This window comes from Vicinamibacteria bacterium (genome assembly GCA_035570235.1).
Taxonomy (GTDB): Bacteria; Acidobacteriota; Vicinamibacteria; order Fen-336; family Fen-336; genus DATMML01.
In genome coordinates this window covers 60,155-87,000 of sequence record DATMML010000015.1, presented here as the reverse complement: position 1 = coordinate 87,000, position 26,846 = coordinate 60,155, and the positions used below count along the sequence as shown (strand labels likewise).

General features: G+C 68.1%; 28 protein-coding genes. 12 read left to right on the top strand and 16 right to left on the bottom strand.

All coding sequences use genetic code 11. The features are described from left to right. Positions 1 to 22: 22 nt before the first annotated feature. The 7 genes from VN461_02650 to VN461_02620 all read right to left on the bottom strand — a co-directional run bounded on the left by VN461_02650 (position 23) and on the right by VN461_02620 (position 6,593). Positions 23 to 769, bottom strand: coding sequence for a CDP-alcohol phosphatidyltransferase family protein (locus tag VN461_02650; protein HXB53652.1), 747 nt, complete (start codon positions 767 to 769; stop codon positions 23 to 25). Further along, the gene (locus VN461_02645; GenBank protein ID HXB53651.1) at positions 766 to 1,767 is read right to left on the bottom strand and encodes a hypothetical protein; all 1,002 of its coding nucleotides are present in this window, start codon (positions 1,765 to 1,767) and stop codon (positions 766 to 768) included. Before VN461_02645 ends, VN461_02650 begins: the two co-directional genes overlap by 4 nt. After that, positions 1,764 to 2,642, bottom strand: coding sequence for a YegS/Rv2252/BmrU family lipid kinase (locus VN461_02640; GenBank protein HXB53650.1), 879 nt, complete (start codon positions 2,640 to 2,642; stop codon positions 1,764 to 1,766). Before VN461_02640 ends, VN461_02645 begins: the two co-directional genes overlap by 4 nt. A 20-nt stretch (positions 2,643 to 2,662) precedes the next feature. Next, positions 2,663 to 3,334 carry a hypothetical protein gene (locus VN461_02635; protein HXB53649.1) on the bottom strand — a complete coding sequence of 224 codons (672 nt, stop codon included), beginning with the start codon at positions 3,332 to 3,334 and terminating at the stop codon, positions 2,663 to 2,665. Continuing rightward, positions 3,331 to 4,623, bottom strand: coding sequence for an aminotransferase class I/II-fold pyridoxal phosphate-dependent enzyme (locus tag VN461_02630; GenBank protein HXB53648.1), 1,293 nt, complete (start codon positions 4,621 to 4,623; stop codon positions 3,331 to 3,333). The genes VN461_02635 and VN461_02630 overlap by 4 nt, the downstream gene beginning before the upstream one ends. 126 nt (positions 4,624 to 4,749) lie before the next feature. Further along, entirely contained in the window at positions 4,750 to 5,562 is an 813-nt protein-coding gene (locus tag VN461_02625; GenBank protein ID HXB53647.1) for an SDR family oxidoreductase, read from the bottom strand. Continuing rightward, a complete protein-coding gene (locus VN461_02620) occupies positions 5,559 to 6,593 on the bottom strand; it encodes a radical SAM protein (protein HXB53646.1) in 1,035 nt (344 codons plus the stop codon). Before VN461_02620 ends, VN461_02625 begins: the two co-directional genes overlap by 4 nt. 221 nt (positions 6,594 to 6,814) lie before the next feature. Here VN461_02620 and VN461_02615 point away from each other — a divergent pair, with 221 nt between their 5' ends. After that, positions 6,815 to 7,921: an FtsX-like permease family protein gene (locus tag VN461_02615; protein ID HXB53645.1), complete on the top strand. Its 1,107-nt coding sequence runs from the start codon at positions 6,815 to 6,817 to the stop codon at positions 7,919 to 7,921. A 45-nt stretch (positions 7,922 to 7,966) separates the two neighbouring features. Here VN461_02615 and VN461_02610 read toward each other — a convergent pair whose 3' ends face one another. From VN461_02610 to recN, 5 genes are all read right to left on the bottom strand, one after another. After that, complete coding sequence (locus tag VN461_02610; protein ID HXB53644.1) at positions 7,967 to 8,809, bottom strand: ParB/RepB/Spo0J family partition protein; 843 nt, start codon at positions 8,807 to 8,809, stop codon at positions 7,967 to 7,969. After that, positions 8,802 to 9,557 carry a ParA family protein gene (locus tag VN461_02605; protein HXB53643.1) on the bottom strand — a complete coding sequence of 252 codons (756 nt, stop codon included), beginning with the start codon at positions 9,555 to 9,557 and terminating at the stop codon, positions 8,802 to 8,804. Before VN461_02605 ends, VN461_02610 begins: the two co-directional genes overlap by 8 nt. Positions 9,558 to 9,668: 111 nt before the next feature. Beyond that, positions 9,669 to 10,154, bottom strand: a complete 486-nt coding sequence (locus VN461_02600; protein HXB53642.1) for a bifunctional nuclease family protein — start codon at positions 10,152 to 10,154, stop codon at positions 9,669 to 9,671. Between the two features lie 23 nt (positions 10,155 to 10,177). Beyond that, complete coding sequence (gene miaB / locus VN461_02595; GenBank protein HXB53641.1) at positions 10,178 to 11,560, bottom strand: tRNA (N6-isopentenyl adenosine(37)-C2)-methylthiotransferase MiaB; 1,383 nt, start codon at positions 11,558 to 11,560, stop codon at positions 10,178 to 10,180. Positions 11,561 to 11,570: 10 nt separating this feature from the next. After that, complete coding sequence (gene recN, locus VN461_02590) at positions 11,571 to 13,247, bottom strand: DNA repair protein RecN (protein HXB53640.1); 1,677 nt, start codon at positions 13,245 to 13,247, stop codon at positions 11,571 to 11,573. Between the two features lie 187 nt (positions 13,248 to 13,434). On the opposite strand from recN, the gene VN461_02585 reads away from it, so the two are divergent. The 11 genes from VN461_02585 to VN461_02535 all read left to right on the top strand — a co-directional run bounded on the left by VN461_02585 (position 13,435) and on the right by VN461_02535 (position 23,958). Continuing rightward, positions 13,435 to 14,160, top strand: a complete 726-nt coding sequence (locus VN461_02585; GenBank protein HXB53639.1) for a MotA/TolQ/ExbB proton channel family protein — start codon at positions 13,435 to 13,437, stop codon at positions 14,158 to 14,160. A gap of 1 nt (position 14,161) precedes the next feature. Then, positions 14,162 to 14,632, top strand: a complete 471-nt coding sequence (locus VN461_02580) for a biopolymer transporter ExbD (protein HXB53638.1) — start codon at positions 14,162 to 14,164, stop codon at positions 14,630 to 14,632. Beyond that, the gene (locus tag VN461_02575; GenBank protein ID HXB53637.1) at positions 14,629 to 15,381 is read left to right on the top strand and encodes a TonB family protein; all 753 of its coding nucleotides are present in this window, start codon (positions 14,629 to 14,631) and stop codon (positions 15,379 to 15,381) included. Before VN461_02580 ends, VN461_02575 begins: the two co-directional genes overlap by 4 nt. 7 nt (positions 15,382 to 15,388) lie before the next feature. Next, entirely contained in the window at positions 15,389 to 16,699 is a 1,311-nt protein-coding gene (locus VN461_02570) for a hypothetical protein (GenBank protein ID HXB53636.1), read from the top strand. Between the two features lie 56 nt (positions 16,700 to 16,755). Next, the gene (gene pal / locus VN461_02565) at positions 16,756 to 17,316 is read left to right on the top strand and encodes a peptidoglycan-associated lipoprotein Pal (GenBank protein ID HXB53635.1); all 561 of its coding nucleotides are present in this window, start codon (positions 16,756 to 16,758) and stop codon (positions 17,314 to 17,316) included. Positions 17,317 to 17,408: 92 nt separating this feature from the next. After that, positions 17,409 to 18,188: a tol-pal system protein YbgF gene (ybgF, locus tag VN461_02560; GenBank protein HXB53634.1), complete on the top strand. Its 780-nt coding sequence runs from the start codon at positions 17,409 to 17,411 to the stop codon at positions 18,186 to 18,188. 39 nt (positions 18,189 to 18,227) lie between these two features. Beyond that, the gene (ssb, locus tag VN461_02555; protein ID HXB53633.1) at positions 18,228 to 18,674 is read left to right on the top strand and encodes a single-stranded DNA-binding protein; all 447 of its coding nucleotides are present in this window, start codon (positions 18,228 to 18,230) and stop codon (positions 18,672 to 18,674) included. 59 nt (positions 18,675 to 18,733) lie between these two features. Continuing rightward, entirely contained in the window at positions 18,734 to 19,804 is a 1,071-nt protein-coding gene (locus VN461_02550; GenBank protein ID HXB53632.1) for a 3-oxoacyl-[acyl-carrier-protein] synthase III C-terminal domain-containing protein, read from the top strand. Next, positions 19,804 to 20,490 (top strand): methyltransferase domain-containing protein, encoded by a 687-nt coding sequence (locus VN461_02545; protein ID HXB53631.1) that lies wholly within the window; start codon positions 19,804 to 19,806, stop codon positions 20,488 to 20,490. The genes VN461_02550 and VN461_02545 overlap by 1 nt, the downstream gene beginning before the upstream one ends. Further along, positions 20,487 to 21,671 carry an NAD(P)/FAD-dependent oxidoreductase gene (locus VN461_02540; protein ID HXB53630.1) on the top strand — a complete coding sequence of 395 codons (1,185 nt, stop codon included), beginning with the start codon at positions 20,487 to 20,489 and terminating at the stop codon, positions 21,669 to 21,671. Before VN461_02545 ends, VN461_02540 begins: the two co-directional genes overlap by 4 nt. 178 nt (positions 21,672 to 21,849) lie before the next feature. Beyond that, complete coding sequence (locus VN461_02535; GenBank protein ID HXB53629.1) at positions 21,850 to 23,958, top strand: dehydrogenase E1 component subunit alpha/beta; 2,109 nt, start codon at positions 21,850 to 21,852, stop codon at positions 23,956 to 23,958. Between the two features lie 62 nt (positions 23,959 to 24,020). On the opposite strand, the gene VN461_02530 is transcribed toward VN461_02535, so the two are convergent. The 4 genes from VN461_02530 to VN461_02515 are packed head-to-tail and all read right to left on the bottom strand — an operon-like array spanning position 24,021 to position 26,841. Beyond that, the gene (locus tag VN461_02530) at positions 24,021 to 24,395 is read right to left on the bottom strand and encodes a cupin domain-containing protein (GenBank protein HXB53628.1); all 375 of its coding nucleotides are present in this window, start codon (positions 24,393 to 24,395) and stop codon (positions 24,021 to 24,023) included. A 4-nt stretch (positions 24,396 to 24,399) separates the two neighbouring features. Continuing rightward, a complete protein-coding gene (gene ptsP / locus VN461_02525) occupies positions 24,400 to 26,148 on the bottom strand; it encodes a phosphoenolpyruvate--protein phosphotransferase (GenBank protein ID HXB53627.1) in 1,749 nt (582 codons plus the stop codon). 28 nt (positions 26,149 to 26,176) lie between these two features. Next, positions 26,177 to 26,446: an HPr family phosphocarrier protein gene (locus tag VN461_02520; GenBank protein ID HXB53626.1), complete on the bottom strand. Its 270-nt coding sequence runs from the start codon at positions 26,444 to 26,446 to the stop codon at positions 26,177 to 26,179. Further along, a complete protein-coding gene (locus VN461_02515; GenBank protein ID HXB53625.1) occupies positions 26,443 to 26,841 on the bottom strand; it encodes a hypothetical protein in 399 nt (132 codons plus the stop codon). Before VN461_02515 ends, VN461_02520 begins: the two co-directional genes overlap by 4 nt. Positions 26,842 to 26,846 lie beyond the last annotated feature (5 nt).

Genomic DNA, 26,846 nt, shown 5'->3' with positions numbered 1-26,846 from the left:
CACGGCGGCGAGGAGAAGGCCCTCAGGGATCCCCGTGTCCCCGAAGCCGACCTGCGATCCAGGCCGTCCGATAGATGGCGGTGCCAAAGGTGGCGACGGCTATGAAAGCCAGCACCCAGACCACGATCGTTCCCTCAGGTTGCGCACGCCAGAGGGTGAGGGTGGGGTCGACGAGGCAGGCCAAGCAGATGAGTAACAGGCGCTCCCCGCGCTGCATGAGGCCGCCCGCGCCCGTCACTCCCACGGTCTCGCCCCGGGACTGGGCGTAGCTCACGAGCAGGGATCCGGCGAGGGCAGCCGTCGCCATGAACGATCCCCAGGGCCGGTGGCGGAGGTAGGCCGCGAAGCCCAGGAAGGTGAAGGCCTCCACGAAGCGGTCGAGGGTGCTGTCCATGAACTTCCCGTAAGCGGAAGTGAGGCTGCGGGCTCGTGCGATCCGACCATCCAGCACGTCGCAGACCCCGGAGAGCACGATGGCCCACCCCCCCAACTCCAGGCCCCCGAAACCGATGAAAAGACCGCCCAGAATCCCGAGGCCGAGGCCCGTCGCGTTCAGGCCACTCGGGGTGAGGCCGAGGCGGAGGGCGGCCCTCTCGGCGGGGCCGATCGCCCACAGGAACCAGTGCAGGAGAAAATCGCCGAGCCCGAGCAGGAACCGGGAGCCCCTGCGGTCGGCATCGGCGTCCCTCCGAGGCAAGAGCCCGTATACCGCGATGGAGAGGAGAGCGGCGGCCAGGACCACGGCGAAGACCGGGAAGGCCGCGGTCACGGCGGCCCTCCGCGGCCCCGGCGGCGGAGGTATCGGAAGAACCGGGGCCAGAGGAAGAGCAGGGGCCAGCGGCGCTCGCGGGGGCTGAGGACGATCTCCTCCCCCACGTGCCGGCGCGCCTTGCGCAGGATGTAATCGAGCCAGCCCTCGAAGGTGAAGACGTGCTTGCCCCAGCGGGCGGTAGCGCGGAGGAGGGACCAAGCGAAGTAGGCCTGGATACCCAGTCGCTCCGCCGCGGAGACCGGCCGGACCAGCTGGTAAGTGCCGGGTGCCTCCCCCGAGGGTCGGAGCTCGCCCCCGGCCGCCAGCGTCTCCAGAAGCAGGGCGTAGACGGGGCCCTGCTCGCGGCGTTGGACCTCCCAGAGGGCGTCCGCCCGACCGGGAGGCTCGGGTCGGATCTCCCGTGCCATCGAGACCCGCAGCAATGTGCGCCCGTAGGCCTCGGCGTCGAACTGTGCCGGCAGCCAGGGGCGCACCCACCGGTAGGTCTCCTCATGCGCGCTCACCAGTCCGTCCAGGATACGCTCGGCGGTGGCTTCGTCGGCCGCGTGCACGATCTCGCTAGGCTGGAAGAGCCGCCCGATGCAGAAGTGGTCGTGCCGCCGCCTCGACGTCTCCCGGAGGAAGGCGGTGAAGGAGAGCACGGAGCACTTGGCATGCAGGGGGGCGTCGGGGGTGCCGAGCCAGAGCGAGACCTGGCTCGGGGGCAGGAGGGCGTTGAGGAGGGCGAGGACGGCCGGGCTCCGCTTCACCTTCCCTGCCTTCCGGAGGGCGGAGTAGAAGCCCCGATAGGCGCGGGTGAGAACGAAGAAATCGTAGGCGCTCCAGGGGTCGGCCCCGGCCTCGGTGCGGCGCGAGCCGAAGAAGACGACACCCCGTAGCTCGGCCCCCGCGGCCTGGGCCAGCACCTGCGCGGCCGCCGCCGCCGCCGCCCGCGCCACCGCGGGCCGGGTCCGGGCCCGAATGGCCTCGCGGAGGGCGACGGGGGGCGAGCTCACGGCCGGGGGACGAGGATCGGCAGGGCCCGAGAAACAGTATCCACGCGGAGGTCCGTCCCCTTGGCGCGGTTCCATTCCCCGTCCGTCTCGTAGGTGGGCGGGCGGTCGAACCGGAGGCGGAAGCTCCGGGCGCGGGTCGCGGTGACCCTCCCCGACCCCTCGTGCGTGCCTCGGAGCAGCCGGGCCATGATGCCGAGGCGCGCGAAGAGTCCCATATTGCGGAAGGCCATGGCGTCGAGCTGCCCGTCCTCGAGCTCGGCCCGGGGGGCTATCTGGAATCCCCCCCCGAAGACGCGGGCGTTGGCCAGGATCAGCATGAGCAGGTCCTGTCGGCCCAGAGCAGCACCGTCCGCTTCGAGGTCGACCGGGAATCCCTCGAAGGACCCGATCTGGCGCAGCGCGCAGTAGAGATAGAGGGGCTCTCCCTCGAGATACCCGACGCTCCAGGAGTCCTCGATGACGGCCACGTCGTAGCCGAAGCCGGCGATGTTGAGGAAGTAGCGGTCCTCGATGCGACCCACGTCGATGGCCCGGGTGTGGCCGCCGAGGATGATGCGCGCGCAGGCGGGGACGTCGCGGCCGGGAATGCCGAGCGACTTGGCGAGGTCACATCCCGTGCCCCCGGGCACCAGGCCCAGGCTGGCCGGGAGGCCGGAGCGGAGGATGGCGTTGCCCACATTGCTCCAGGTGCCGTCCCCCCCCACGGCCACGATCTTCCGGAAGCCACGGGCCAAGGCCAACTCCGTGAGCCGGGCTTCGTCCCCCGGGGCGGTGGTCAGGGCGTGCTCGAGGGCGGGGGCGGGGGCGAGCGCGGCCAGGACGGGCTCCACGAACCGCGCTCCCCGCCCTTTGCCCGAGTGGGGGTTGAAGACCACGAAGATGGCGTCGTTTGCGCTCAGGCGGTCTGGAGCTGGATCAGGGGCTCGAAGGTCTGGCCGCCGTCGCGCATCCAGAGCTCGCGGAAGGGGTTCTCGTAGATCTCGGAGATGGCCAGATCCTTGTTGAACGGGTGCTCGTGGAGCTTGAGGCGCCCCGTCTCCTCCTCGTGCTCGCTCTGGCTCCCCTCCATGGTGATGTTGGCCAGGTACGCCCCCTCGTCGTCTTTCATGAAGGACTGATAGAGGTGGGAGACCTTTTGCCAGGAGTAGTCGGTAATGGTCAGCTCGGCCACCGGGGCTCCGTCTGCCGCCACGCGGGCCGTGATGGTGCGACCCTGGGGCTGGAAGACCACCCCCACGTCCTCCATCCAGTGCGGCAGGTGCCAGCGCTCGATGGCGTGGTCGCGCGCGGCCTTGGTGGTGGTGGCGACCAGGTAGGGGTAGAACGCGGACTTGGGCAGCTTCTCCCCCGGCTTGATGAGGGGCGCCACGATCACCGACATGACCACTTCCCCGTACGCTCCCACCTCGCTCTCCGTGAAGTCGAAGGCGGTCAAGGAGAAGATGCTGCTGCCATGGTGCAGTTCCGCCGGCTCCAGGTGGCGAGGGAGGATCCGGCGGGCGTTCTCGGTTGGGAACTCGAAAAACCCGCTGATGGCGTTGCGGTACCCGTAACGGGTCAGGGTCATGCCCCCTCGGCCCGGATGATGCCTGCCTCCCGCAGCACGCCCGCGATGACCTGGACCGCCGTCTCCAGCTCCTGCTCGCTGTGGGCGGCGGAGACGGAGATGCGGAGGCGAGACTTGTGCTTGGGCACGGCGGGGTACGTCACGGGGTTCAGGAAGAGGCCGCGCTCCTGGACTCTCTCCGCGATGGCGAAGACCTTGGCGTCGTTGTTGACCATCACGGGCATGACCTGGGAGGTGGACTTGCCGATGTCGATCCCCTCCTCCGCGAAGCGCCGACGCAGGAAGGCCACGTTGCTCCAGAGCCGGGCCCGGAGCTGGGGCTCCCGCTCCACGATGTGCAGCCCAGCCAGTAGGCCGGCCGCGATGTTGGGAGCCAGGTTGCAGGAGAAGAACCGCGAGCGACCGAAGGCGTTGACGTAGTCGATGAGGGCGCGGGTCCCGCACACGAAGCCGCCCTGCCCGCCCAGGCTCTTGGAGAACGTGCCCAGGTGGAAGTCCACCTCCTTGTCCAGGCCGAAGTGCTCGGCCACCCCGCGGCCGTTGGCCCCGAAGAGGAACGTGGAGTGGGCCTCATCGATGAGGATACGGGCCCCATGGCGCTTCGCGACCTCCACGATTTCGGGGAGAAGGCACACGTCCCCGTCCATGGAGTAGACACCCTCCACCACGACCAGCTTCTTGCCCTTCACCCCCGTGAGCTTGCGCTCGAGGTCCAGTGGATTGTTGTGGCGGAAGAAGACGGTCTTGGACTTGGCCAGGATGGCCCCGTCCACGATGGAGGCGTGGGAGTACTGGTCGAGGAGGATGGTGTCGCCCGCCCGCATGACGCTGGAGATGAAGCCCACGTTGGCGCTGTAGCCGGTCGGGAACAAGATGGCCGCTTCCTTGTCCTTGAACGCGGCCACCTCCGCGGCCAACTCGTTGTGGATTTCGAAGGTGCCGGAGAGGATGGGCGAACCCGAAGCCCCCAGACCGTACTTGCGGGTTGCTTCGATGGCTGCCTCCTTCACTTCCTCGCGGTAGGAGATACCGAGGTAGTTGTAGGAAGCCATGTTGATGAGTTCGTGGATCTCGCCGGTCTTCCGGCTGCGCACGGTGACGCGGGTGGAGGGCGCGGTGGACAAGGGCTCCGAGTACAGGTAGTAGCCGTTGGGGAGGGCTTCCTGGTACCAGTCGTTGAAGGGGGCGAGCAGGTTCAGGGGGTCGTCGCCGGCCCCGTAGTAGAAATTGCTGTAGTCGTAGTCCGTGAACGCCGTCTTGCCGGCTTCCTTCTTCGGGGCCGCCTCCATAAATGATCCTCTCTCGTCTGAAGTGCGCTCTTGACCCCCGAGCGCCGGTCGGTCTCACGAAGTGACCCGACATTCTACCAGCGGAACCGGCCCCAGGGAAGCCCCCCGGTTAAGAAAGCCGTGCCCTCAAGAGGAGCCACCGGAGCGCGGCCGGTAGAGCTGGGCCGCGACCCCGCGCACGATCGACCTCGGCACCAAGCGTTGCACACCGGCCATCAAGCGGTTGGTGAGGCCGGCCACGACCCGCAGGCGTCCCCGCTCCAGACCGCGCAGCGAGCAGGCCACCACGTCCTGAGCGGACATGGCCGGCATTCGGTTGATGAGCAGGCCGGGCCCCGTTTCCGCCACTTCCAGGAACTCGGTGGCGGTGAGGCCCGGGCAGAGGGCCTGCACCCTGACCCCTGTTCCCTCGAGTTCGGAGGCCAGGCCCTCGGTGAAGGAGAGCACGAAGGCCTTGGTGGCGGCATAAACGGTGAGGAAAGGCACGGGTTGGAAGGCGGCGTTCGAAGCCACATTGATGATCCGCCCTCGCCCGCGCTCGATCATGCCGGGCAGGAACGCGTGGGTAAGGGCGACCAATGCACGCACGTTCAGGTCAATCATGCCGAGGACGGTCTCCCGGGGCTCCTCGTGGAAACGCGCGGTGTGGCCCGCTCCCGCGTTGTTGACCAAGAGGTCGACCACGAACCCGCTGGCCCGGATCTCCTCCGCCAGCCGATCGATCGCCCCCGGCTCGGTGAGGTCCGCGGCCAGGACGGCGGCGGTGTCTTCTCCCCCGAGCTCGCGGGAGAGCTCTTGAAGCCGATCACGACGTCGGGCCACGAGAACGAGCTTCTCGCCCTTTGCCCGCAGGGCGCGCGCGAAGGCCACGCCGATCCCGCTGGAGGCCCCCGTAACGAGGGCGCGGAAACCGGCCTCGGGGCCGTCCGGCCTGCTCAACCGGCGAGGGCTCCGTCCCCGGGCGTGGCCGCGGGTGCGGGGGTGGCGGCGGGTGGCACGACAGGCAGGGCCACTTCCCGCTGCCGCGACCGCCATCGGTCCAGGAAGGCCACCTGCTGCACGCAATTCACGGTGCAATAGGGGGCGCAAGGCTTGCGGGTGTTGAACTCGAGGCGGAGGCGGTCGCGGGTGTAGGCCTCGAGAGGGATGCCCGGGGTGCCCCTCTGTTGCGAGCAGTACGAAACGGTGCCCGCCTCGTCGACATACAGGTAGCGCGATCCCGCCCGGCAGCTCCAGTCGTTGGGAAGCCCCCGCGCCAGCTTGTCCTGGAACGAGGCGTTGAAGCGGACGGGGCTCCAACGCGAGGCCATCTTGCGGAGCTGGCGGTACACGTCCATCTCGCGCTCCCCCAGCGGCCGGAGCTGGCCCGCGCCGTCGTGCACGATGCCGAGGGAGTTGGCGAAGCCCAGCTCCTGGGCGCGCCGCGCCACGACCAGGGCATCTTCGGGATTGCGGATGCTGCTTCCGATCACGGAGTTGATCGCCACCGTGAACCGGGCGTGGGCGGCCAGCCATTGGAGCTTCGGCTCCAGGAGCCGCAGGCTCTTCTTCGACACCTCATCCGGCTCCACGTTGTCGACGCTGATCTGCAGGTGGTCGAGGCCCGCGCGATTCAGCCGCTCGATGCGCTCCCGGGAGAGGTAATAACCGTTGGTGATCAGGGTCGCGATCATGCCCCGCTTGCGGATGTGGGCGACGATGGCCTCGAGTTCGGGGTGCATGAGCGGCTCCCCGCCGCTGACGGTGATGGTGCCTGTGCCCAGGTCGGCCAGAAGGTCGATCCTTCGGAGCATGACCTCGATCGGCACCGGGGAGGACACGGCGTCGTACTCGTTGCAGTAGGAGCAGGACAGATTGCAACGCCGCATGGGGATGATGTGGACGAGGAGCGGACGATCACGATCGATGAGACCCAGGAAGAGCTTGGCGACTATGCGGGCGGTCTGGTGGAGTCGCGTTCTCAGTCGCATGTCGGGGCTGCCTCGCGCTTTTGGGCGCGGGGATGATACCAGAAGTTGCAAGAGCCGTGACCCGCTCTCCTCGAACGGCATGGCTCGGCCGACCGCCGGGGCACGCCCCAGGCCGATGGCCGCCTTGGCTGGCTTGTTAAGTACGTTAAAGGACGGGGACGCCGATTCTTGACCTCGGATCGGGGCGCGGTTATCGTTCGTGGTTCCAAGACTCTTCAGCCATGGCGAATCTTCCGGCCGCGAACGTGATGCACCGCAAGACCCGGACCGCGGTGTCGGTGCTGGCCGTGGCCATGGAAGTGGCGATGGTCATGCTCCTGGTGGGCATGGCCAACGGAACCCTGAGCGACATCGTCGACCGCCTGCAGAACGTCGGTGCGGATGTGCTCTTCCAGCCTCCCGACGCTTCGCTCATCCTGGGAGCCACCAGTGCCGTCATGCCCCTGAAGTACATGGAAATCATGAAACAGGTGCCGGGCGTAAAAGAGGTGACGCCCGTCCTCAACTGGCTCGTCTCGCAGATCGGGGGTGAATCGCGAGCCGTGAACCTGTGGGCGATCGACTACCCCACTTACGCGGCGATCTCAGGGGGCTTCGACATGGTGGAAGGCCGCCCGCTCGCCGAGCCCAACGAGCTAGTCATGGACACGGTGCTGGCCCGGGCGACGGGCATGAAGACCGGAGACATGCTGCACATGCTGAACCGCGACTTCCACATCGCGGGGATCTGTCGCGCCGGCGCGGGCGGGCGGCTGTACGCGAGGATCGAGGACGTGCAGGAGGCGATCGGCACGCCCGGCAAGGCCTCCTTCTTTCTGGTCAAGGCCGCCTCCAAAGAGAAGGGCGAGGACCTCGCCCGGGCTCTGGAGGAGAAGTTCAAGGGGTACAAGATCACGCCCATCGGGCAGGTTTCGAAGGCCATGCAGGACAACGCGGTCGGCCTCAAGCAGTTCAAGGAGGCCCTGACGGGCATGGCCGTGATCATCTCCTTCCTCGTCGTGCTGCTGGCCATGTACACGACGATCATCGAGCGCACGCGCGAGATCGGGATTCTGCGCGCCATTGGGGCGAGCCAGCGGACAGTGGTGCGCCTGGTGGTGGCGGAGAGCGCTCTGATCTGCGTGGCGGGCGTGGTCGTGGGGATGCTCCTCGCCGTGGGCGGCCGCTGGTTCCTGCCCCACGTCTTCCCAACGCTGTCGGTAACGCTGACGCGCGACTGGGCTCTGATCGCGGCGTGCCTCGGACTCACGGGAGGTCTGCTCGGCTCGATCTATCCCGCCCTCAAGGCCGCTCGGATGGACCCCATCCAGGCCTTGTCGTTCGAGTAGCTCCTGTTATTTATTGATACTAAAGAACTTATTGAGCGGGCGGTCTCAGGAGCCTTCTCGCTTGAGGTCCTCGATGATGGCCAGGAGGACGCGGACGATCTCGTCCCGCGCCACTTGCGCTTTCCTAAATTGGAGGGCCAAGCTAAAGGTCTTCTCTGGGGGCTGATATCGATAGACGAAGGGCTTCGCTCGCCCCTTCCCTGTCCCCGGCTTGACTTCGCGCGTGATGCGCCGCGCCTCTTGTCGAGTCGAGCCCTCTTTCTGCAGTCGCTCAACGAGCGCAATCATTCTCGCCGGATCTGCTTGCCTAACTACCTGTAGAAGCACTGACTTAGAGGCAATGTCGGCCAGCCGACAAGCCTCCCGCACCTGCTCTGGCATTGCGGTCAGGGACAGGCTCTCCGTAATCGACGTGCGGCTCTTCCCCAGCTTCGCAGCCATCCTCTCGTGGGTGTAGTCGTACATCTCGGCCAGAGCCTTCAGTCCCTCCGCCTCTTCAAAGGCCGTCAGGTCCTTCCGCTGGAGGTTCTCGACGAGCGCCAGTTCCATCGTCTCGGCGTCCGTGCTGTCCCGCACGATGCAAGGCATCTCCGCCAGCCCGGCCTCCAAGGCAGCCCGGTAGCGCCGCTCCCCGGCGATGATCTGATAGCGCGCTCCGTTTTGCCGGACGAGGATCGGCTCAAGGACGCCTTTCTCGCGGATCGAGGCCGTGAGCTCGGAAAGATCCCCTAGGTTCTGCCGGGGTTGTCGCGGATTGGGCTCGATATCCTCGATTGGGATGAGGCGCCCAATGGCCACGCCTCCCGGCCTTCCCAGCTGGTCTACGAAGTGAGGGTCATGGCGCATGCGGAGCGACTCGGGCAGTCCAACACGCCGCGGGCTAGACACGTTCGATAACCTCCTCGCAGAGGCGGTAGTACTCGTAGGCGCCACTCGACTGTGGTGCGAAACTGAAGATCGACTCCTTGTGGGCGGGGCTCTCCTCCAAGCGGATGCTCTTGGTGATCGTGGTGTCGAAGACCCTCCCGCCGAAGGCTTGGGTCACGGCCTTCTGAACGTCGCGGGAGAGCGTGGTCCGGCGATCGTGGAGTGTGATCACGGCTCCCAGCAGCTTGAGCGCCGGATTGGGCCGCGAGCGGATCTTCTCCACCGTCTCCAGCAGGTCGTCGGTCCCCTCAAGAGCGAAGTAACTCGACTGAACGGGAATCAAGAGATGGGTGGCGGCTACCAGAGCGTTGACCGTTATGAAGCCGAGTGCGGGAGGCGTATCGATGATGACGAACTCGTAGACTTCGCGCACCGTCTCCAGTCGATCCTTCAGGCGGAAGTGCGCGTCGAGCTCACCCACGAGCTGCGCTTCGAGCTTGGCGAGGGCTATCCGCGAAGGAGCGATGTCGAGGTTCGGCACCGGCGAGGGGACGATCACTTCCGCCAGCGTGCTGACGTTGGCGAGCACCTCGTACATCGACCGTTCAAGCGTTCGCACGTCCAGGTACGTGATCGAAGAGTTGGCTTGGGGATCGAGATCGACAAGAAGCGTGCGCCGACCCCGCATGGCCAGGGCCGCGGCCAAGTTGATGGCGGTCGTGGTCTTTCCGACGCCGCCCTTCTGGTTTGCAATCGCTATGACGATCACGAAGGCCCTCCCTGTCACGAGGGGAAACGGCAGACAGGGGCATCTTAGAGAAAACCGCAACAAGCGGTCAAGGACAAAAACAAGCTATTGGGGGTGGGCGGTGGCCCGGGCCTACATCTTGTACTTGCCGAGCTCGTCCTCGGACAGGTTCTCAAGCCACTTTTGCAGGCGGCCGACGTCCATCGACTCCTTGCTCATCTCCACGCTGCGCGCGCTCTGGATGACCGACTCCTCCACGAAGATCTTGGAGTGGGTGCGCAGAGCCAGGGCGATCGCGTCCGAAGGGCGGGCGTCGACGGTCACCAGGCCACTGCCAGCTCGGATGTGGATGGCTGCGTAGAACGTGTTTTCCTTGAGTTCACAGACCACGATTCGCTCGACTTGTCCTGCTAAGTCGTCGATCACGTTCTTCAGCAGGTCGTGCGTCATGGGGCGGGGGGTCTGTACGTTCTCGATTTGCAGGGCGATGGCGTTCGCCTCAAACACGCCCACCCAGATCGGCAGGATCCGCTGACCCTCTCGGTCGCGGAGGACGATGATGGGCATGTTGGTGATGGGGTCAATCATGAGCCCCTTTATGGTCATCTCGATTTCCATGCCGCCTCCAACGGGCCCGCGGCTCACAATATAGGATTGCCGGAACTTGCTGTCAATGAATTGTTTGCGTGAGTTGGGGCGGACGAGAGCCGCCCGCACGGCCGTCCACTCAGCGAGTTGGCCCCGGCCCCGGTAACCTGGACCTCCACGAACTGGCCGAGCAAGGCGGCCGAGCCCTCCAGATGCACGATCCGGAAGTGTGGCGTCCGACCTGAGACGCTTCCCCCCTCCCGGATGGTGTCGACAAGGACCTCGACCCGACTCCCAACCCATTCCCGGTTTCGCCGCGCCTGGGTCTCTTGCTGGCGGTCGTTGAGGAGCGTCACCCGCCGCCGCTTCTCCGCCTCCGGCACGTCGTCGGGGACGCGAAACGCCGACGTGCCCGGCCGGGCGGAATAGCCGAATACGAACACTCCGTCGAAGCCAACGGCCTCTACCAGATCCAGGGTCTGTTCGAAGTCCCTCTCGCTTTCGCCGGGATACCCCACGATGATGTCGCTGGAGAACGCGAGGCCCGGAACCCGATCCCGCAGGAGTCGCACCGTGTCGAGGTACCTCTGGCGCGTGTAGCCCCGCCGCATATGGGTCAGGACCCGATCCGAGCCGGACTGGACGGGTAGGTGGAGGTAGGGGCACACCCTGGGCAGGTCGCGCAGGGCGTCGGCCAGGCGCGGGGTGATATGCCCCGGGTGGGAGGTCGTGAAACGGATCCGCCGGAGGCCGCCCACACCGTCCACCCGGGCTAGGAGCTCGGCAAAGTCCACGTCGCCGTCCTGGTAGGCGTTGACGGTCTGTCCGAGGAGCATGACCTCCGAAAAGCCCCGTGCGACGAGCGACCTGACCTCGGCCATTATCTGCTCGGAAGGCCGATTCACCTCCGGCCCGCGCGTTTTGGGAACGACGCAGAAGCTGCAGACGTGGTTGCAGCCCTCCATGGCCGTGACGTAGGCGCGGACGGTGCTCGTGTGGGCGATGGCGCCCGAGGGGACGGTGAAGGCGTCGGCTCCCCGATCAAGGTCTACGCTCGGAATCTGTCCTACTCGGGCCTGTCGAATGAGCTCCGGTACCCGACTGAAGTTGTGGGTGCCGACCAGGACATCGACGTGGGGCGCTCTCTTCAGGACCCTCTGGCCCTGGAGTTGGGCGACGCACCCGCCCACGCCAATGACGAGTTGGGGGTTCTGGGTCTTCAGCTGCCGTAGACGGCCGAGGGAATGGTAGAGCTTCTCGGCCGCCCCCTCCCGCACGGCGCAGGTGTTGATGAAAACCACGTCGGCCCGGGCCGGCTCCCCCACCGAGGCATAGCCCTCAGCCTGGAGCAACCCGGCCACCTTCTCAGAGTCGTTGACGTTCATCTGACAGCCGAAGGTTTCGATGAAGAACGTATTTTCTCTTTTGTTGATCAAAAGGTCGCCCTCAGCGCTTGAGGTTTTGGTTCACCATTTCCCGAGCATGGTCCCGGGCCGTTTCCGTGATGGTCGCACCACCCAGCATGCGCGCAATCTCCTCCACCCGGTCGTCCTTGGACAGAGCTCTCACCTCCGTTAGGGTCCGCCCGCGCTCCACGCGCTTCCGCACCGCCCAATGACGATCCGCCAGGGACGCTATCTGGGGAAGGTGGGTCACACAGAGGACCTGGTGCCGGGAAGCCATGGCCCGCAGCTTCCGGCCCACGACCTCCGCCACGCGTCCGCCGATGCCGGCATCCACCTCATCGAAGATTAGGGTCTTGCCGATGGTGTCCAGGCTGGCTACCGACTTGAGGGCGAGCAGGATCCGGGACAGCTCCCCGCCGGACGCAATCCGGGCCAGGGGCCGGAGCTCTTCCCCCGGGTTTGGGGAGAGCAGGAACTCCACCGCCTCCAGTCCCCGCTCCGTCCAAGTCGAGCGTTCCCCGGCATCTGGAGGGGACGTCTCCGGCCGGAAGAGCACCTTGAAGCGAGTCTTCTCCATGGCCAGGAGGGCGAGTTCAGCCTGAACCTTGCGCTCCAAGTCGGCGGCGGCGGCTCGCCGCTGGCGAGACAGCTCCCGGGCGAGGTCGAAGTAGCGGGTGGCCAGGGCGGAGCTCTCGCTCTCGAGCGCCCGCTCCCGCTCCTCCGGCGCTCCCATTTCTTGTAGCTCGCGCCGACAGCGCTCGGAAAAGGCCAGTACTTCCTCCAGGGTGGCCCCGTACTTGCGCTTGAGGCGGTCGATCTGGGCCAGGCGCGACTCGATCTCGTCCAGACGGCCGGGGCTGACGCTCAGGCCTTCTTGGTAGTCGCGCAGGAAGAGGGCCAAGTCCTCGATCTGGGCCCCAACCGCCGACCGGGCCTCCATGTGGGGGGCGAACGCAGGGTCGATGCTGGCCAGCTCTTCCACTCTGCGATACACCTGGGCGAGCCGGGTGACGACCGCATCCTCGGCCTCGTACAGGAGGGCGTAGGCCTCGCCGGAGAGGGTGGCGAGCCGGCCGGCGTTGGCCTGGAGGACCTTCTCCCGGCGGAGCCCCTCTTCCTCCCCGCCGGCGAGACCGGCCTTATCGATCTCGCCGGCCTGGTACTCGAGCATCTCCCGGCGGCGCTCGACCTCGCGTCGGTCGCGCCGCAGGGCCTCGAGCGCCCCCTCGACCTGCCGCAGTCGCCGGTAGGCCTCGCCCACGGCCTCGCCGCCCGTGAGGCGAGCATGATGGTCGAGGAGGTCGACGTGCGTTTCGGGATCGAGCAGCCCCTGCGGTTCGTTCTGTCCGTGAATCGCGGCGAGGAGGGGGGCCAACTCCTTGAGCACGGAGAGGGGCACGAGGGCGCCGTTGATCGTCGCCCGACCCTTGCCCGTGGCCTGGAGCTCCCGCCGCACCACGATCTCGTTCCCATCGACGGGCAGGCCGTGGACCTCGAGGGACGCGCGCGCTTCGGCCGACTCTAGGACCCCCTCGACCGTCGCTTTCTCCTCACCCGTCCGGATGAGGTCGGCGGAGGCTCGTTCGCCCAGCAGGAGGCTCATGGCGTCTATCAGTATGGACTTCCCCGCTCCCGTTTCGCCTGTGAGGGAGGTGAGGCCGGGCCCGAGCTCCAGCTCAAGCGAGGCGATCAGGGCGATGTTATTGATTCTAAGCAACTTAAGCATTTCGCACGAGTCCCCGCGGAGAATAGCACAGTGCCCGGGGGCTGTAAATGCATGATGCATCGAGGGGAGGTCAGGTTGGGGCCGGTCGGGAGGAGTTTCCGGACTAGAGGGGAAGAGCATTGACAGCCACAAGCTATTGTGGCATCCTCAACCGACAGCGCTATTTAGAGAGGTGTGCGTGCTCCTGTCCCCCCTCCCGATCCTAGCCCAGGCCACCGCGTTCTCAGGGGGACCCGGCAGCCTAATCGCCCAGAGTGGGACCGTCGCCCGGGTCGTCCTCGTCATCCTGCTCATTTTCTCGTTGGTCTCCTGGGCGATCATCATCTACAAGGGAATCGTTTTGCACCGGGCTCATACACAGTCCCAGACCTTCCTCCAGATCTTCAGGAAGAGCAGCAAGTTCTCGGAGGTGAACTCCGTCTGTCTCCAGCTCAAGGCGAGCCCGCTGGTCGGGGTCTTTCAGGCCGGGTATATAGAGGTGAACCAGCAGGTGCGGGGCGGATCGGGTGCCAGCGCCACCCCCGCCGCCCGCCCCACCGTGAAGAGCCTGGAAGCCCTCTCAAGGTCGCTGGTGCGCGCGGCCGGGGTCGAGGTGACGCGGATCGAGCGGCGGGTCAGCTTTCTCGCCACCACGGCCAGCGTCACCCCGTTTGTGGGCCTCTTCGGCACGGTCTGGGGGATCATGACCGCGTTTGCGGACATCGGGCGCATGGGCTCCGCGAACCTGGCCGTGGTGGCTCCCGGCATCTCGGAGGCCCTGATCACCACCGCCATGGGCCTGGCCGCGGCCATCCCCGCCGCGGTGTTCTTCAATTTCTACAGCAGTCGTATCAAGGTGCTGACGGCGATGATGGACGACTTCGCCCTGGAATTCCTGAACATCGTCGAGCGTAACTTTACCTAGCATGATGGGGGGAGGCGGAGGCGGCGGTGAAGGCGGAGGACGCGCAGGATCCATCTACCGTGGCTTCCGCGGGCGCCAGAGCGCGCCCGTTCTCGGCGAGATCAACGTCACGCCCCTGGTCGACGTCGTCCTGGTCTTGCTCCTCGTCTTCATGGTGACCGCGCCCATGATGAGCCGAGGCATCGACGTCGCCCTCCCCGTGGCCAACCAGCCCCAGATCCCGGAAGAGGATCGCGTGACGGTGTCGATCAAGGCCGACGGCCGGATCTACGTCGGGGACCGCCCGGTGAACATCGTCCTCCTAGAGGACCAGATCCGCTCCCTGATGACGGGGCGGGCGAAAACCGTCGTCTATCTTCGCGCCGACGAGGCCCTGCGCTACGGCAAGGTCATCGAGGTGGTGGACAAGATCAAGAAGGCGGGCGTGGATCAGATCGGCTTTGTATACGCGTTGCCCAAGGAGAGGCCGTGAACGACGCCGTCGATCGGGTCATCCTCCAGCGGGAGGCGATGGACGCGGGTTTCCCGGGCAGCCTCGGGCTCTCGCTCGTCGTGCACCTCCTGATCGTGGGGGGCGCAGTGGCGGCGCCCTATCTCTTGCCCCACGAGCCCCTGCTCCGGGTGGCCGACGGGTTCGCGGTGCCCCTCCCCCGCGGAGGCGGGGCGCCCTTGGAGCTGCCGGCACCCGCCGGCGCTCCCGCGCCGCCCGTGGATAACCCAAATCCCCCGGCCGCGGAGCCCCCGCCGAAGGTCCTGAAGCCTCCTACCAAGGAGGAGCCGCGGCACACGAAGGGACTCCCCGAGCTCGACGCGAAGAAGGGACGGAAGCTGGAGAAGGCTCCCATGCGCCCGGCCGCCGCCGCCCCGGGCACGGGGGCTCCCAGCCAGACGCCCGGGCTGGCGATCGGGCCGCCCGGCCCGGGCGTGCCCGAAGGCACCGATTCCGGGGGCGACTGGTACCTGGCCACGGTCCAGCAGAAGATCTGGATGATCTGGACGCAGGAGATCAAGGTCGGCTTCACCCAACCCATCGGCGTGACCTTCACCATCCTCGCGGACGGGCAAGTCGCCGAGGTCCATGTAACACAGCCGAGCGGCGCGACCCTGCTGGACAACGCTGCCCTGCGAGCCATCTACTCTGCGGCCCCGTTCGGCCCGCTCCCCAAGGACTATGGAACGAACCGAAAGACTATTCAGGCGCTTTTCAAGCCGACTTCGTAGGTCGGCCATGGTCGGCCTCACGCTTGCGGCCTCACTGCTCGGGCTGACTGCGGCCCAGGCACCGCCGCCCGACGCCAGGATCGTGATCGGCGGCCCCGGGGCCCCGCGGCTCGCGGTGCCCGACTGCATCCCCCGCAAGCCCGACGAAGCCACGACCGAGGCCTGTCGCACGATCAGTCAGGTCCTCAGGAGCGACCTCAAGTTTGAGGAGCTGTTCCAGTTCGTGCCCGAGAGCCTCTTTGGCGCCATCCCCGCCTTGAACCCCGACGCGGTCAAGTTCGAGGACTGGAAGGGCATCGGGGCGAAGCTCCTGGTTGTGACCCGGGCGGAGGTGGTTTCGGGCGAGCTCACCTTGGAGTTGCGGGTCTATTTCGTGGACTCCGGCCAGAGCATGCTCGCCAAGCGCTACTCCGGCCGCCCCGACAATCCGCGGGTCTTTGCCCACCAGGCCTCCGATGACATCACGGCCCTCACCCAGTACCGGGGGGTGGCCCGGACGCGCATCGCCTTCACCTCCGATCGGGACGCCGGCAAGGAAAGGCGGTCGAAGGAGCTTTACATCGTGGACTACGACGGGTTCAACCCGCGGCGCGTGACCGTGAACAGCTCCCTCAACATCCTCCCCGCTTGGAGCCCCGACGGCCGCTCCATCGCCTACGTCTCCTACCGCCAGGGCAGCCCGCGCATCTTCCTGGCCTCCATCTTCGAGGGGAAGAGCACGCCCAACGTGAGCGGCGAGAAGGGGGACAGCATGGCCTTCGCCCCTGCCTTTAGCCCGGACGGGAAGCGCATTGCCTTCGCCAGCAACCGTGGCGGAAGCATGAACATCTGGGTTGTCAACACGGACGGGGGTGGGGCCCACCGCCTTACCAGCACAAGCGCCTCCGACACCGCACCCTGCTGGAGCCCCACCGGCCAGGAGATCGCTTTCACCTCCAACCGGGGGGGCACGCCCCAAATTTTTCTCATGGACAGCGAGGGGCTGAACGTGCGCCGCCTCACCACGGTCGGAAACTGGAACGACGCCGCCGCTTGGAACCCCTCGAAGCAGTACGCCGAGATCGCTTATACCTCGCGCCTGGAGAGCGGCGGCTTCGACATCGCGGTCGTGGACCTGGCCAGCCGCCAAGTCCGCCAGATCACACAGGGGCGCGGCAGCTGCGAATACCCCGCCTGGGCCCCCAACGGCCGGCATTTGGTGTTCGCCTGCAATCGGGGCGGGACCTGGCAGATCACGGTGGCCGACCGCGATGGCCGGAGCCTGCAGACCCTGTCGACCGGACCCGGCAACAACGCGCAACCCGACTGGGGGCCCTGATGCGCGTCACGGATGGCACCGTGGGGGGCGCGAGGTTTCTTCCAAGGGGAGGGCTCATGAACCGCCATCGATCGCTACTGCTCTTGGCCGTGGCCGCCTCACTGCTCCTCGGGGGTTGTGGCGGGAAGCGGCCGCCCGTTCTCAGCACCGCTCAGCCCGGCCAGACAGGCTCCGCGACGCGTCCGCCCACCCAACGTGTGGACTCCGGCCCCGATGTGCAGCCGGCGGGCGACGAGGGGCCCCGCGGCCAGGACTTCAGCGCCGCGGACGCCTCGGGCGAGGGTGGGCCGCTGGCCGACATCCAGTTTGAGTACGATCGGGCCACGCTGTCCGACGCCGCGCGGGGCATCCTCGAGAAGCACGCGCTTTGGCTGCAGAGCCACCGGGAGGTCCGGGTGCGAGTGGAGGGTCACTGCGACGAGCGAGGAACGGTGGACTACAACCTGGCCCTGGGCGAGCAACGGGCGCGCGCGGCCCGGGACTACCTGGCCAGCCTGGGGGTGGCGGCCGATCGCCTCTCGACCGTCTCCTATGGCAAGGAAAGGCCTCTCGATCCCGGCAACAACGATGCGGCCTGGGCCCGGAACCGCCGAGACCACTTCGCGGTCGCTCGCTGAAGGCCGGCCGCGTCCGGAACGTCGAGCTCCACCGTCCGGCCCTCTGATATGATCGGATGTCGGTCGTGGAAACAGGCTTTGGGAGGATAGCTGTGATCCGTCGATTCGCCTTTGTGGCGGCGCTCTTGATCTTGTCCGGCCCCGCCCGGGCCGCGAGCAAAGAGGTCGACCGCCTCCAGACCCAGATGAGTGGCCTCCAGGGCCAGCTCCTGGACTTGCAACGCGCGTTCGAAGACAGCCAGCGCGAGCTCCGGCGCCTCAACGAAGCGCTGGCTGAGCTGAACGTCTCCCTCAAGAAGAGCCTCCAAGATCAGCGGATCCAATCCGAGGCCACCGCCGCCACCATGAAGGACCTCACGGACCGCGTGGCCGAGATAGGCGAGCGCGTGCGCGCGCTGAAGGCCGCCCCCGCGGTGGTGGGGGGCGCGGAGACCCCGCCGGGTGTCAGCGGGGGCGCGGGTGGGCCCGCCGCGCCCGGAACCCCTCCCGCCGCCAGCCCCCCCGCCCCCCGCGAGCTTTACAGCCAAGCCTACGCGGACTACGCGCGGGGCAATTACGACTTGGCCACCCAAGAGTTCCAGGACGTCATACGGCTCTACCCCACGGAGAGCCTGGCCGGGAACGCTCAGTACTGGGTGGGCGAATGCCTTTACGGCAAGCAAAAGTACGCGGAAGCGGTCGAGGCCTGGAACAGTTTCTTCCGGGACTATCCGTCCAGTGAGAAGCTGCCGGACGCCCGCTACAAGAAGGGAGTGGCCCTGGAGAAGCTTGGACGACGAAGCCAGGCCATGGTGGAATGGCGTTACGTGGTGGATCGTTTCCCCAACACCCCCGCCGCCCAAAAGGCCCGGGAAAAGCTGACCCCTCGCTAGCGTGCCGAGGGCAGCGAGGCTCGAGAAGGGACGGTTTTCATGGCCAGCGTGAACAAGGTCATCTTGATCGGCAACCTGGGCAAGGATCCGGAGATCCGCTACACCCAGGGGGGAGAGCCCATCGCCAACTTCTCCCTGGCCACCAACGAGGCCTGGACGGACAAGAGCGGGCAGAAGCAGGAGCGCACGGAGTGGCACCGGGTCGAGGTCTTCGGCAAGCCGGCCCAGGTTGTGCGTGACTACCTGACCAAGGGTCGCCAGGTCTACCTCGAGGGCAGCATCCGCTACGACGAGTGGACGGACAAGGACGGCAACAAGCGCAACACGACCAAGATTCGGATCAGCGGCCCCAACTCGAAGCTCGTGCTCCTGGGCTCCCGTGGCGAGGGCGGCCCCCGCGGCGGGGGGCCGGCGCCCCCGCCGGAGGTGGCGGGCAGTCCCCCCGCCAGCGACTTCCAGGCCTCCGACGACGACGTGCCCTTCTGAGCCGGCCAGGCGGTTCCTAGCCCAGAGCGTCCCGGAAACCCGAGAGAAGCGTCCCGTACATGCCCACCCTCCTCGCCGTGGAGCGGTTCCTTCCGCCGTACCGCTACGACCAGGAGGTCGTCACCCGGTGGGTGCGCTCCTGGCTGGAGGAGAGCGGCAACGGAGACGCCTCCCGCCTCCTCTCCGTGTACGCCTCGGCGGGGGTCAAGCGGCGGGCCAGCGTGGTTCCCATCTCGGAGGCCTTTGCCCCCGGCGACTTCGAGGCCCAGAACGACCGCTACTGCGCCATCGCCCGTTCCGCGGGGGTCGACATGGCCCGGCGGGCCTTGGCGGCCGCGGGCCTGGCCGCTAAGGACGTGGACCTGGTGGTGAGCGTTTCCTGCACGGGCTTCATGATCCCGGCCCTGGAAGCGTATGTGGCCAACGAGCTGGGCATGGGCCCGCGGCTGGTGAGGCTCCCCATCACGGAGAGCGGCTGCGCGGGCGGCGTCGTGGGCTTGGCCCGCGCCGCCGACTACCTGGCCGCCCACCCCTCCCGGACCGCCCTTGTCTTGGCCATGGAGTTCTCCAGCCTCACCTTCCAGCGCTGGGACCGCTCCCCCACCAACGTCGTCTCCTCCGCGATCTTCGGAGACGGGGGGGCAGCCGCCGTCCTCGTGGGTCGGGAGCATCCGCTCGCCCGCGGCCCCGCGCTCGGCCAGATTCTCGACACGGAGAGCTTCTTCTTCCCCGGTACGACCCATCTCATGGGCTTTCGCCTGCGGAACCAGGGTCTCCAAATCGTCCTTGATAAGGGCCTGACCCCCTTCCTGCGACGGCACGTAGTGGGCGCGGTGGAGTCCTTCCTGAAGCCGCGGGGGCTACGCCGGGAGGACATCGCTCGCTGGATCCTGCACCCGGGGGGACGGCGCATCATCGAGCTCATGAGCGAGTGCCTCGGCCTCGGCCCCACCGATCTCGCCCCCACCGAAGCCGTGCTTTCCGAGCATGGGAACATGAGCTCGGTGACGGTCTTCTTCGTCCTCCACGAGATCTTCCGCGCCCATCGCCCGCCCCCAGGGGCCCGGGGAGTCCTGGGCGCCTTCGGGCCCGGCTTCGGCGCGGAGTTCGCCCTCATGGAGTTCCGGTAGTGATCGACCTCCGCCAGCGCTCGCGGGAGGCGGAGCGCCTCGACGTCGGGGTCGCGGAGGAGGAGGCGCTGCGGAGCCTAGGCGACCTAAGACTCGTGAACCGGTGGCTAGGCGGCCGGCGGAGCCTGCTGCGCGCGGTGCGGCCCTTCCTCCAGGAGGGAGCGCGGGTCCTGGACGTGGGCTGTGGCTCCGCCGACCTTCCGGCCTGGCTGCTACGGACGACTCCCTCGCGGATCATGGTCGTGGGCGTGGACCTCAAGCTGCTCCACCTGCGGCAGGCGCCCCCGGGCGTCCACCGGGTAGTGGCGGACGTGCGCAGACTGCCCTTCGCCCCCCTCTCATTCGACGTGGTCACGGTTTCCCTCTTCCTCCATCACTTCGACGAACCCGAGGTCGGGGGGGTGCTGCGCGCGCTCTTCTCCCTCGCCCGCCGCGCCCTGGTGGTGAACGACCTCCGGCGGGCCCGCGTGCCCCTGCTCTTCGGCCAGGCCGTCTTCCCGTTCCTCTTCCGGAGCCCGGTCAGCGTGGCCGACGGGCTGGTGTCCGTGCAACGGGGCTTCCGCCCCCACGAACTCGAGGAGGCCTTCGCCGCCGCCGACCTCCGCCGAGTCCGGATTTGGCGCCGCTTTCCCTACCGGCTGGTGGCGGTCGCGGAGCGCGGGGGCAATGGCGGGCCCGAGCCATGAGAGACGCGATCGTGGTGGGCGGGGGCCCCGCCGGCTCCGCCATGGCCCTCCTGCTGCGCCAGCGCGGCCACGACGTCCTGCTCATGGATGCCGCACGGTTCCCCCGGGACAAGGTCTGCGGGGAGGGCGTCTCGCCCGAGGCTTGGCGTCTGCTCAGGGCGTTGGACGCGGACGGCGCCGTGCGGGCCCTTCGTCCGCATGCCCTGCGGGGCATGACCCTCACCTCTTCAGACGGCACGACCTTCGCCGGCCACTACGGGGACGGTCGGGAGCCCGGCTTTGCGGTGCGCCGCGACGCCCTCGACCTCGCCCTCCTGGGGCGGGCGCGAGCCGCGGGGGTGGAGGTGAAGGAAGGGAGCCGGGTCACCGGCCTGCTCCGGGACCGGGGATCGGTGGTAGGCGTGGCCTGGGAGAACGGCCACGGCCCGAAGAGCTCGGAGGCGCGGCTGGTGGTGGGGGCGGACGGCCGCCGCAGTCGCGTGGCGCGGGACCTGGGCCTGCTCCGCGAGTCTCCCCGCGGGCATAAGTTCGCGGTGCGGGGCCACTGGGAAGGAATGGAGGGTCTCACCGACCATGGCGAGATGCACGTGGGCGGCGGCGGCTATTGCGGGGTGGCCCCCCTCTCCCCGACCTGCGCCAACGTGGCCTTCGTCCTGGACCGCGGCGGGATGGCGGCGGCCGCGGGCGACCTGGAGGCGTTTTATCGAAAGACGCTTCTCCGTTGGCCGCGTCTGGCGGAGCGGCTCGCCCAGGCCCGCCTCCTCGCCTCCCCCCGCGCGATCGGCCCCCTGGCTCTGGAGGCCCGCCAGGTCTCCGCCCCCGGGGCCCTCCTCGTCGGCGACGCCGCCGGGTTCTTCGATCCTTTCACCGGAGAGGGCGTGACTCTCGCCCTGCGGAGCGCTGAGCTCGCGGCGGAGGTGGCGGACCGGGCCCTCAAGGGGGGCCGCACGCGGGACCTCACGGAGTATGACCGGCTTCGGCGGGAGGCGACGCGGGACAAGTTCCGGTTCAACCACTTGATCCAGTTTGTCGTGACCTGGCCCGCCTTGGGGAACGCGGTGGCCCGCCGCCTCACCCGGAAGCCGGACCTCGCGGACCGGCTGGTGGGCATCGCGGGTGATTTCGTGCCGGCCCGGACGGCCCTGGGCCCCGGATTCCTCCGCGAGTTGCTGCTCGGCTGAGGCGCTCCCGGTCGGCGTCGTGACCTGGGGTCACGTTGCTCGCGGGCAGCAGTTGCGGGAGGAATAGGCCGGGGGCGGCCGAGGGTACCAATTCGGGGGCCCTGCGGTAAGATATGGGCTCTGGCCGGTTTCGCGCCCGGATCGGACGCTCGCGCGGCCGCTCTCGGGGAGGGATGCCTTGGCCATCCAGTCTCTCGACAAAGACCTAGTGCTCGACCGCAAACGCCTTCTCGGAATCTACCGGACTATGTATCTCTCCCGGAGGCTGGACGACCGGGAAATCCAGCTCAAGCGCCAGAACAAGATCTTCTTCCAGATCAGCGGGGCCGGGCACGAGGCGGTGCTGGTGGCCGCGGGCCTGGCTTTGAAGCCCGGGCACGACTGGTTCTACGCCTACTACCGGGACCGGGCCCTCATGCTCCAGCTCGGGATGACGCCCACGGAAATGATGCTGGCGGCGGTGGGGGCCAAGGACGACCCCACCTCGGGAGGGCGCCAGATGCCGTCCCACTGGGGTCATTCCCGACTGCACGTGGTGACCAAGTCCTCTCCCACCGGCACCCAGTTCCTCCAGGCCACGGGTTGCGCGGAGGCGGGCCTCTATCTGGCCCGGGAGGCGGGGGCGCTTGCCCCGCCCCTGGCCTTCGCGAGCGACGAGGTCGTCTACTGCTCGGCCGGCGACGGCACCACCTCGGAGGGCGAGTTCTGGGAGAGCCTGAACACCACCTGCAATCGCCGTCTGCCCGTCCTCTACCTGGTGGAGGACAACGGGTACGCCATCTCGGTCCCGGTGGAGGTGCAGACGGCGGGGGGTAGCGTCTCGCGCCTCCTGGCTTCCTTTCCCAACCTGCTCGTGCGGGAGGTGAACGGCTGCGATCCCCTGGCCAGCCTGACCGTCCTCCAGGAGGCGGTGGCCTGGTGCCGGGCGCGCCAGGGCCCGGCCCTCGTCCACGCCCATGTGATCCGGCCCTACTCTCATTCCCTCTCCGACGACGAGACCCTCTACCGGCCTCCCGCGGAGCGGGAGGAGGCCGCCCGCCGCGACCCCCTCGTCTCCTACCCCCAGCGCCTCCTGGCGGAGGGCGTGGCCACCGCCGAGGAGCTGGCCGCCCTCCGCGAGGACGCCGACCGCGAGGTGGCGGCGGCCGCCGACGCCGCCCTCGCCGCGCCCTCCCCCGAGGCGGAGAGCGTGACCCTCCACGTCTATTCGCCTGATGTGGATCCCACCTCCGATGCCTTCGCCACGGAGCCCGCCCCCACCGGGGATCCCAAGACGATGGTGGACCTTCTGAACGCCTGCCTCCACGACGAGCTCGGCCGTGACCGCCGCATCGTTGTCTTCGGGGAGGACGTGGCCGACTGCAGCCGCGAGGAAAATCTCCCCCTGGTGAAGGGCAAGGGCGGCGTCTTCAAGGTCACCTACAACCTGCAGCGCAAGTTCGGCTCCGAGCGCGTCTTCAACTCTCCGCTCGCAGAGGCCAACATCGTGGGCCGGGCCATCGGCATGGCCACCCGGGGGCTGAAGCCCGTGGTGGAGATCCAGTTCATCGACTACATCTGGCCCGCCTTCCAGCAGATCCGTAACGAGCTCGCCCTCATCCGCTGGCGCTCGGCGGGGGCTTGGAAGTGCCCGGTCGTCATCCGCGTCACCTACGGGGGTTACCTGCAGGGGGGCGCCATCTACCACAGTCAGTGCGGGGAGGTCTTGTTCACCCACATTCCCGGCCTGCGCGTGGTCATACCTTCCAACGCCCAGGATGCGAACGGCCTTCTCCGCACCGCCATCCGCTGCGACGACCCCGTCCTATTCCTCGAGCACAAGCACCTCTACCGCCAGACCTACAACAAGGGCCAGTATCCGGGCCCCGAATACAGGATCCCCTTCGGCCAGGCGGCGGTGAAGCGCACGGGATCGGACGTGACGGTCGTGACCTTCGGGGCCTTGGTCCAGCGTTCGCTGGTGGCCGCCCGGCAGCTGGAGGCGGAGGGGATCCAGACCGAGATCCTGGACCTGCGCTCGCTCTCACCCTACGACTGGGAGAGCGTGGCCCGGAGCGTGCGCAAGACGGGCAAGGTCATCGTGGCCCACGAGGACGCGCGATCCTGGGGCTACGGAGCGGAGATCGCGTCCCGCATCGCGGACGAGCTGTTCGAGAACCTGGATGCCCCCGTTCGACGCATCGGGGCCCTCGATACTTTTGTCGGCTACAACCCGGTGCTGGAGGACGCCATCCTGCCCCAGGTCTCGACGATCGCGGCGGCGATCCGGGACCTAAAGCGTTACTAGCCTCCGCACGACTCCCGGGAGAGCAGGAAGCAGCGGACCCCCGAGCCGCTCGCGGCCGCCGGTCAGGGCTTGCTCGTTCCCGCCCGACCGTAGCGGTCCTCCAGCCGCACCACGTCCTGCAGCTCGGGGGTGGAGACCTCGAAAATGTCGCAGTCCTCCAGGCCCGTCATGCGGTGGAGGACGCCGGGCGCGATGTGGAAGACATCGCCCGGTTCCATCTCGATCCGCCGTAGCTCGCCCTCCTGGCCGGGGGGCCGGGTCTCCAGTAGAAGCCGTCCCGATTGCACCCGGATCGTCTCCTCCTTGACCTCGTGGTACTGGAGGGAGAGGCTCTCCCCCTTCTTGACGTGGAGGATCTTGCCGACGTAGCGGTCCGTGAGGGCCCACCAAATCTCGTGGCCCCACGGCTTCTCTACCCTCTTTGGAATCTCCGACACCTTGTCACTCCTTTGGTAGTTCGGCGGGGAGCAGGGCCCCCGCCAGCTCGCGTCGAAGCGTGTCCTCGATCTCCTCCGCGGTGCGGATGGACAGGCAGTAGAGGGCGACTTCCCGGGCCCGGTCCGCGCGGACCTCGCGCAGGGCGGCCTTGACCCGGGGAATGGCGGCCGGGGTCATGGAGAGCTCGCGCACCCCCAGACCGAGGAGGAGGAGAGCGGCCAGGGGATCGGCGGCCATCTCCCCGCAGAGGGAGACGGGTACCCCCTGGGCGTCCGCCGCCTGCACGACCTGGTGGATGATGCGCAGCACGGCCGGATGGAGCGGCTGGTAAAGGGCGGCCACCCGGGGGTCCGCCCGGTCCACGGCCAGCAAGTATTGGATGAGGTCGTTGGTGCCCACGCTGAAGAACTCCACGTCAGGGGCCAGGAGGTCGGCGGTCAGGGCCGCGCTCGGGACTTCCAGGTTCAGACCCACGCACACGTCCTCGCAGAAGGACAGACCCTCGCGACGGAGCTCCGCGCGCGCTTCCTCCAGAGTGTCGAGGGCGAGCCGGAGGTCGGCGGGGCCGCCCGCGAAGGGAAACATGACCCGTAGGGGGCCGTGCTCGGCGGCCCGCAGGAGGGCTCGCAGCTGCACGCGGAAGGGCTCCGGGGACCGCCGCAGGAGGCGGAGAGCCCGTTCTCCGAGCGCGGGGTTGGGGCAGCTCGGCCCCCCCGGGGCCAGCTCCTCGAGGCCCACGTCCCAGGTGCGCACCGTCACCGGAAAGGGCCGCATCTGGTCCAACAGGCGTCGGTAGACGTCCAGCTGCCGCTCCTCGGAGGGCCAACGCTGTGCGCGCCCCAGGAGGTACTCGGAGCGGAAGAGGCCGATGCCTTCCGCGCCGTAGAGGAGCGCGGTCGCCGCCTCCTCCGGGAACTCGATGTTGGCCTGGAGGCGGACGGTGACGCCATCGCGGGTGACCGCGGCCAGGCCCCGCGTGCCTTGCAGCCGTTGCTCCTCTTGGCGGTCCCGCTCCTGGGTGGCCCGAAAGCCGGCCAGGGTCGGGCCCGAGGGCTCCACCACGACCTCGCCCCGGGTTCCGTCCACCACCACCAGGCTGCCGGGCGGTATCCGCCGGGTGGCATCCTTCAGGCCCACGACCGCGGGAATGGCGAGGGAGCGGGCGATTATGGCGGTGTGGTAGGTGGAGGAACCGACATCCGTGGCCACGGCCAGGACCTTCTTCCAGTCGAGCTCCGCCGCCTGCGAGGGCGTCAGGTCGGAAGCCACCAGCACGACGTTGCGGGGCAAGCGCGACAGGGAGAGCGCGTCCGCTTCGCCCGCCAGATTCAGCTGGACCCGACCGAGCACGTCGTCCAGGTCGGTGCTCCGCTCCCGTAGGTAGGCGTCCGTGAACTCGTTGAATAGGGCGTGGAGCTGGTCGGCAACCGTGCGCAAGGCCCACTCCGCGTTCACGTGGTCGTCCCGGATGACTGCCAGCGCGCGGTCGCGGAGGAGGGGGTCCTCGAGCATGAGCAGATGGGCGTCGAAGATGTAAGCGTGGGGCAGCCCGGCCTCCCGGGAGAGCCGGTCCTTGACCGCCTGGACCTGAGCCCGCGAGGCGTCCACCGCCGAGGTCAGACGCTCGACCTCGCGCTCCACCTCCTCCGGGGCGAGGATGAGGCGGAAGGCGGGGGCGGCGTCCCGCTCCACGATGAGGGCGTGCCCCACCGCAATCCCGGGCGAGACCCCCGTGCCCTTGAGCTCCATCATTCCCACGCGGCGGACCCCCGTGCCCTGCTCACCGATCTTCCCCGAAGCCGCTGGTCACAAGCTTGACCAGGGCGTCTAGCGCCGCCACCTCGTCGTCCCCGTCCGCGGCCAGCTCCAAGACCGTCCCCTGAGAGGCGGCCAAGAGCAGGATGCCCAGGATCGACTTCCCGTCCATGGTTTTCCCCTCCCGGCTGGCCGTGATGTGGGAAGAGAAGCGGTTCGCGGTGTGTACGAACCGCGCGGCCGCCCGCGCGTGCAGCCCCAGCCGGTTCGTAATCCGGACCTCTCTCCGGGTCAAGTCGGCTTCTTCTCGAGGACCTCGCTGGTAACGTAGATGGCCCCCTTCCCCTGCTCGCGCACGGCCCGCGCCACCTCCAGGAGATCGCCCTCCCGTAGAGTCGTGAGCTTGATCAGCATGGGAAGGTTCACGCCGGTCACAATCTCCAAGCGTGGGGAGAGGAAAGGCAGGCTGAGGTTGGTGGGGGTCCCCCCGAACATGTCGGTGAGAATCAGGGCATCCCCGCCCCCCACCTCGGCCAGGGCCCGCGCGATCGCCTCCTTGGCCACGGACGCGTCGTCGGTCCAGCCGATGGAGACAGCCGCGATGGCGGGGATCTCTCCCACGATCGCGCGCGCGGCCTGGACCAGCTCCTCCGCCACTCGCCCGTGGGTCACCACCACGATGCCGATCATTCCCC

Excerpts from the sequence above, each read along its gene's own strand:
- VN461_02635 (HXB53649.1), bottom strand. The coding sequence starts at position 3,334 with ATGACCCTGACCCGTTACGGGTACCGCAACGCCATCAGCGGGTTTTTC.
- VN461_02630 (HXB53648.1), bottom strand. The coding sequence starts at position 4,623 with ATGGAGGCGGCCCCGAAGAAGGAAGCCGGCAAGACGGCGTTCACGGAC.
- VN461_02620 (HXB53646.1), bottom strand. The coding sequence starts at position 6,593 with ATGCGACTGAGAACGCGACTCCACCAGACCGCCCGCATAGTCGCCAAG.
- VN461_02615 (HXB53645.1), top strand. The coding sequence starts at position 6,815 with ATGGCGAATCTTCCGGCCGCGAACGTGATGCACCGCAAGACCCGGACC.
- VN461_02600 (HXB53642.1), bottom strand. The coding sequence starts at position 10,154 with ATGGAAATCGAGATGACCATAAAGGGGCTCATGATTGACCCCATCACC.
- VN461_02580 (HXB53638.1), top strand. The coding sequence starts at position 14,162 with ATGATGGGGGGAGGCGGAGGCGGCGGTGAAGGCGGAGGACGCGCAGGA.
- VN461_02570 (HXB53636.1), top strand. The coding sequence starts at position 15,389 with ATGGTCGGCCTCACGCTTGCGGCCTCACTGCTCGGGCTGACTGCGGCC.
- pal (HXB53635.1), top strand. The coding sequence starts at position 16,756 with ATGAACCGCCATCGATCGCTACTGCTCTTGGCCGTGGCCGCCTCACTG.
- ssb (HXB53633.1), top strand. The coding sequence starts at position 18,228 with ATGGCCAGCGTGAACAAGGTCATCTTGATCGGCAACCTGGGCAAGGAT.
- VN461_02550 (HXB53632.1), top strand. The coding sequence starts at position 18,734 with ATGCCCACCCTCCTCGCCGTGGAGCGGTTCCTTCCGCCGTACCGCTAC.
- VN461_02540 (HXB53630.1), top strand. The coding sequence starts at position 20,487 with ATGAGAGACGCGATCGTGGTGGGCGGGGGCCCCGCCGGCTCCGCCATG.
- ptsP (HXB53627.1), bottom strand. The coding sequence starts at position 26,148 with ATGATGGAGCTCAAGGGCACGGGGGTCTCGCCCGGGATTGCGGTGGGG.
- VN461_02515 (HXB53625.1), bottom strand. The coding sequence starts at position 26,841 with ATGATCGGCATCGTGGTGGTGACCCACGGGCGAGTGGCGGAGGAGCTG.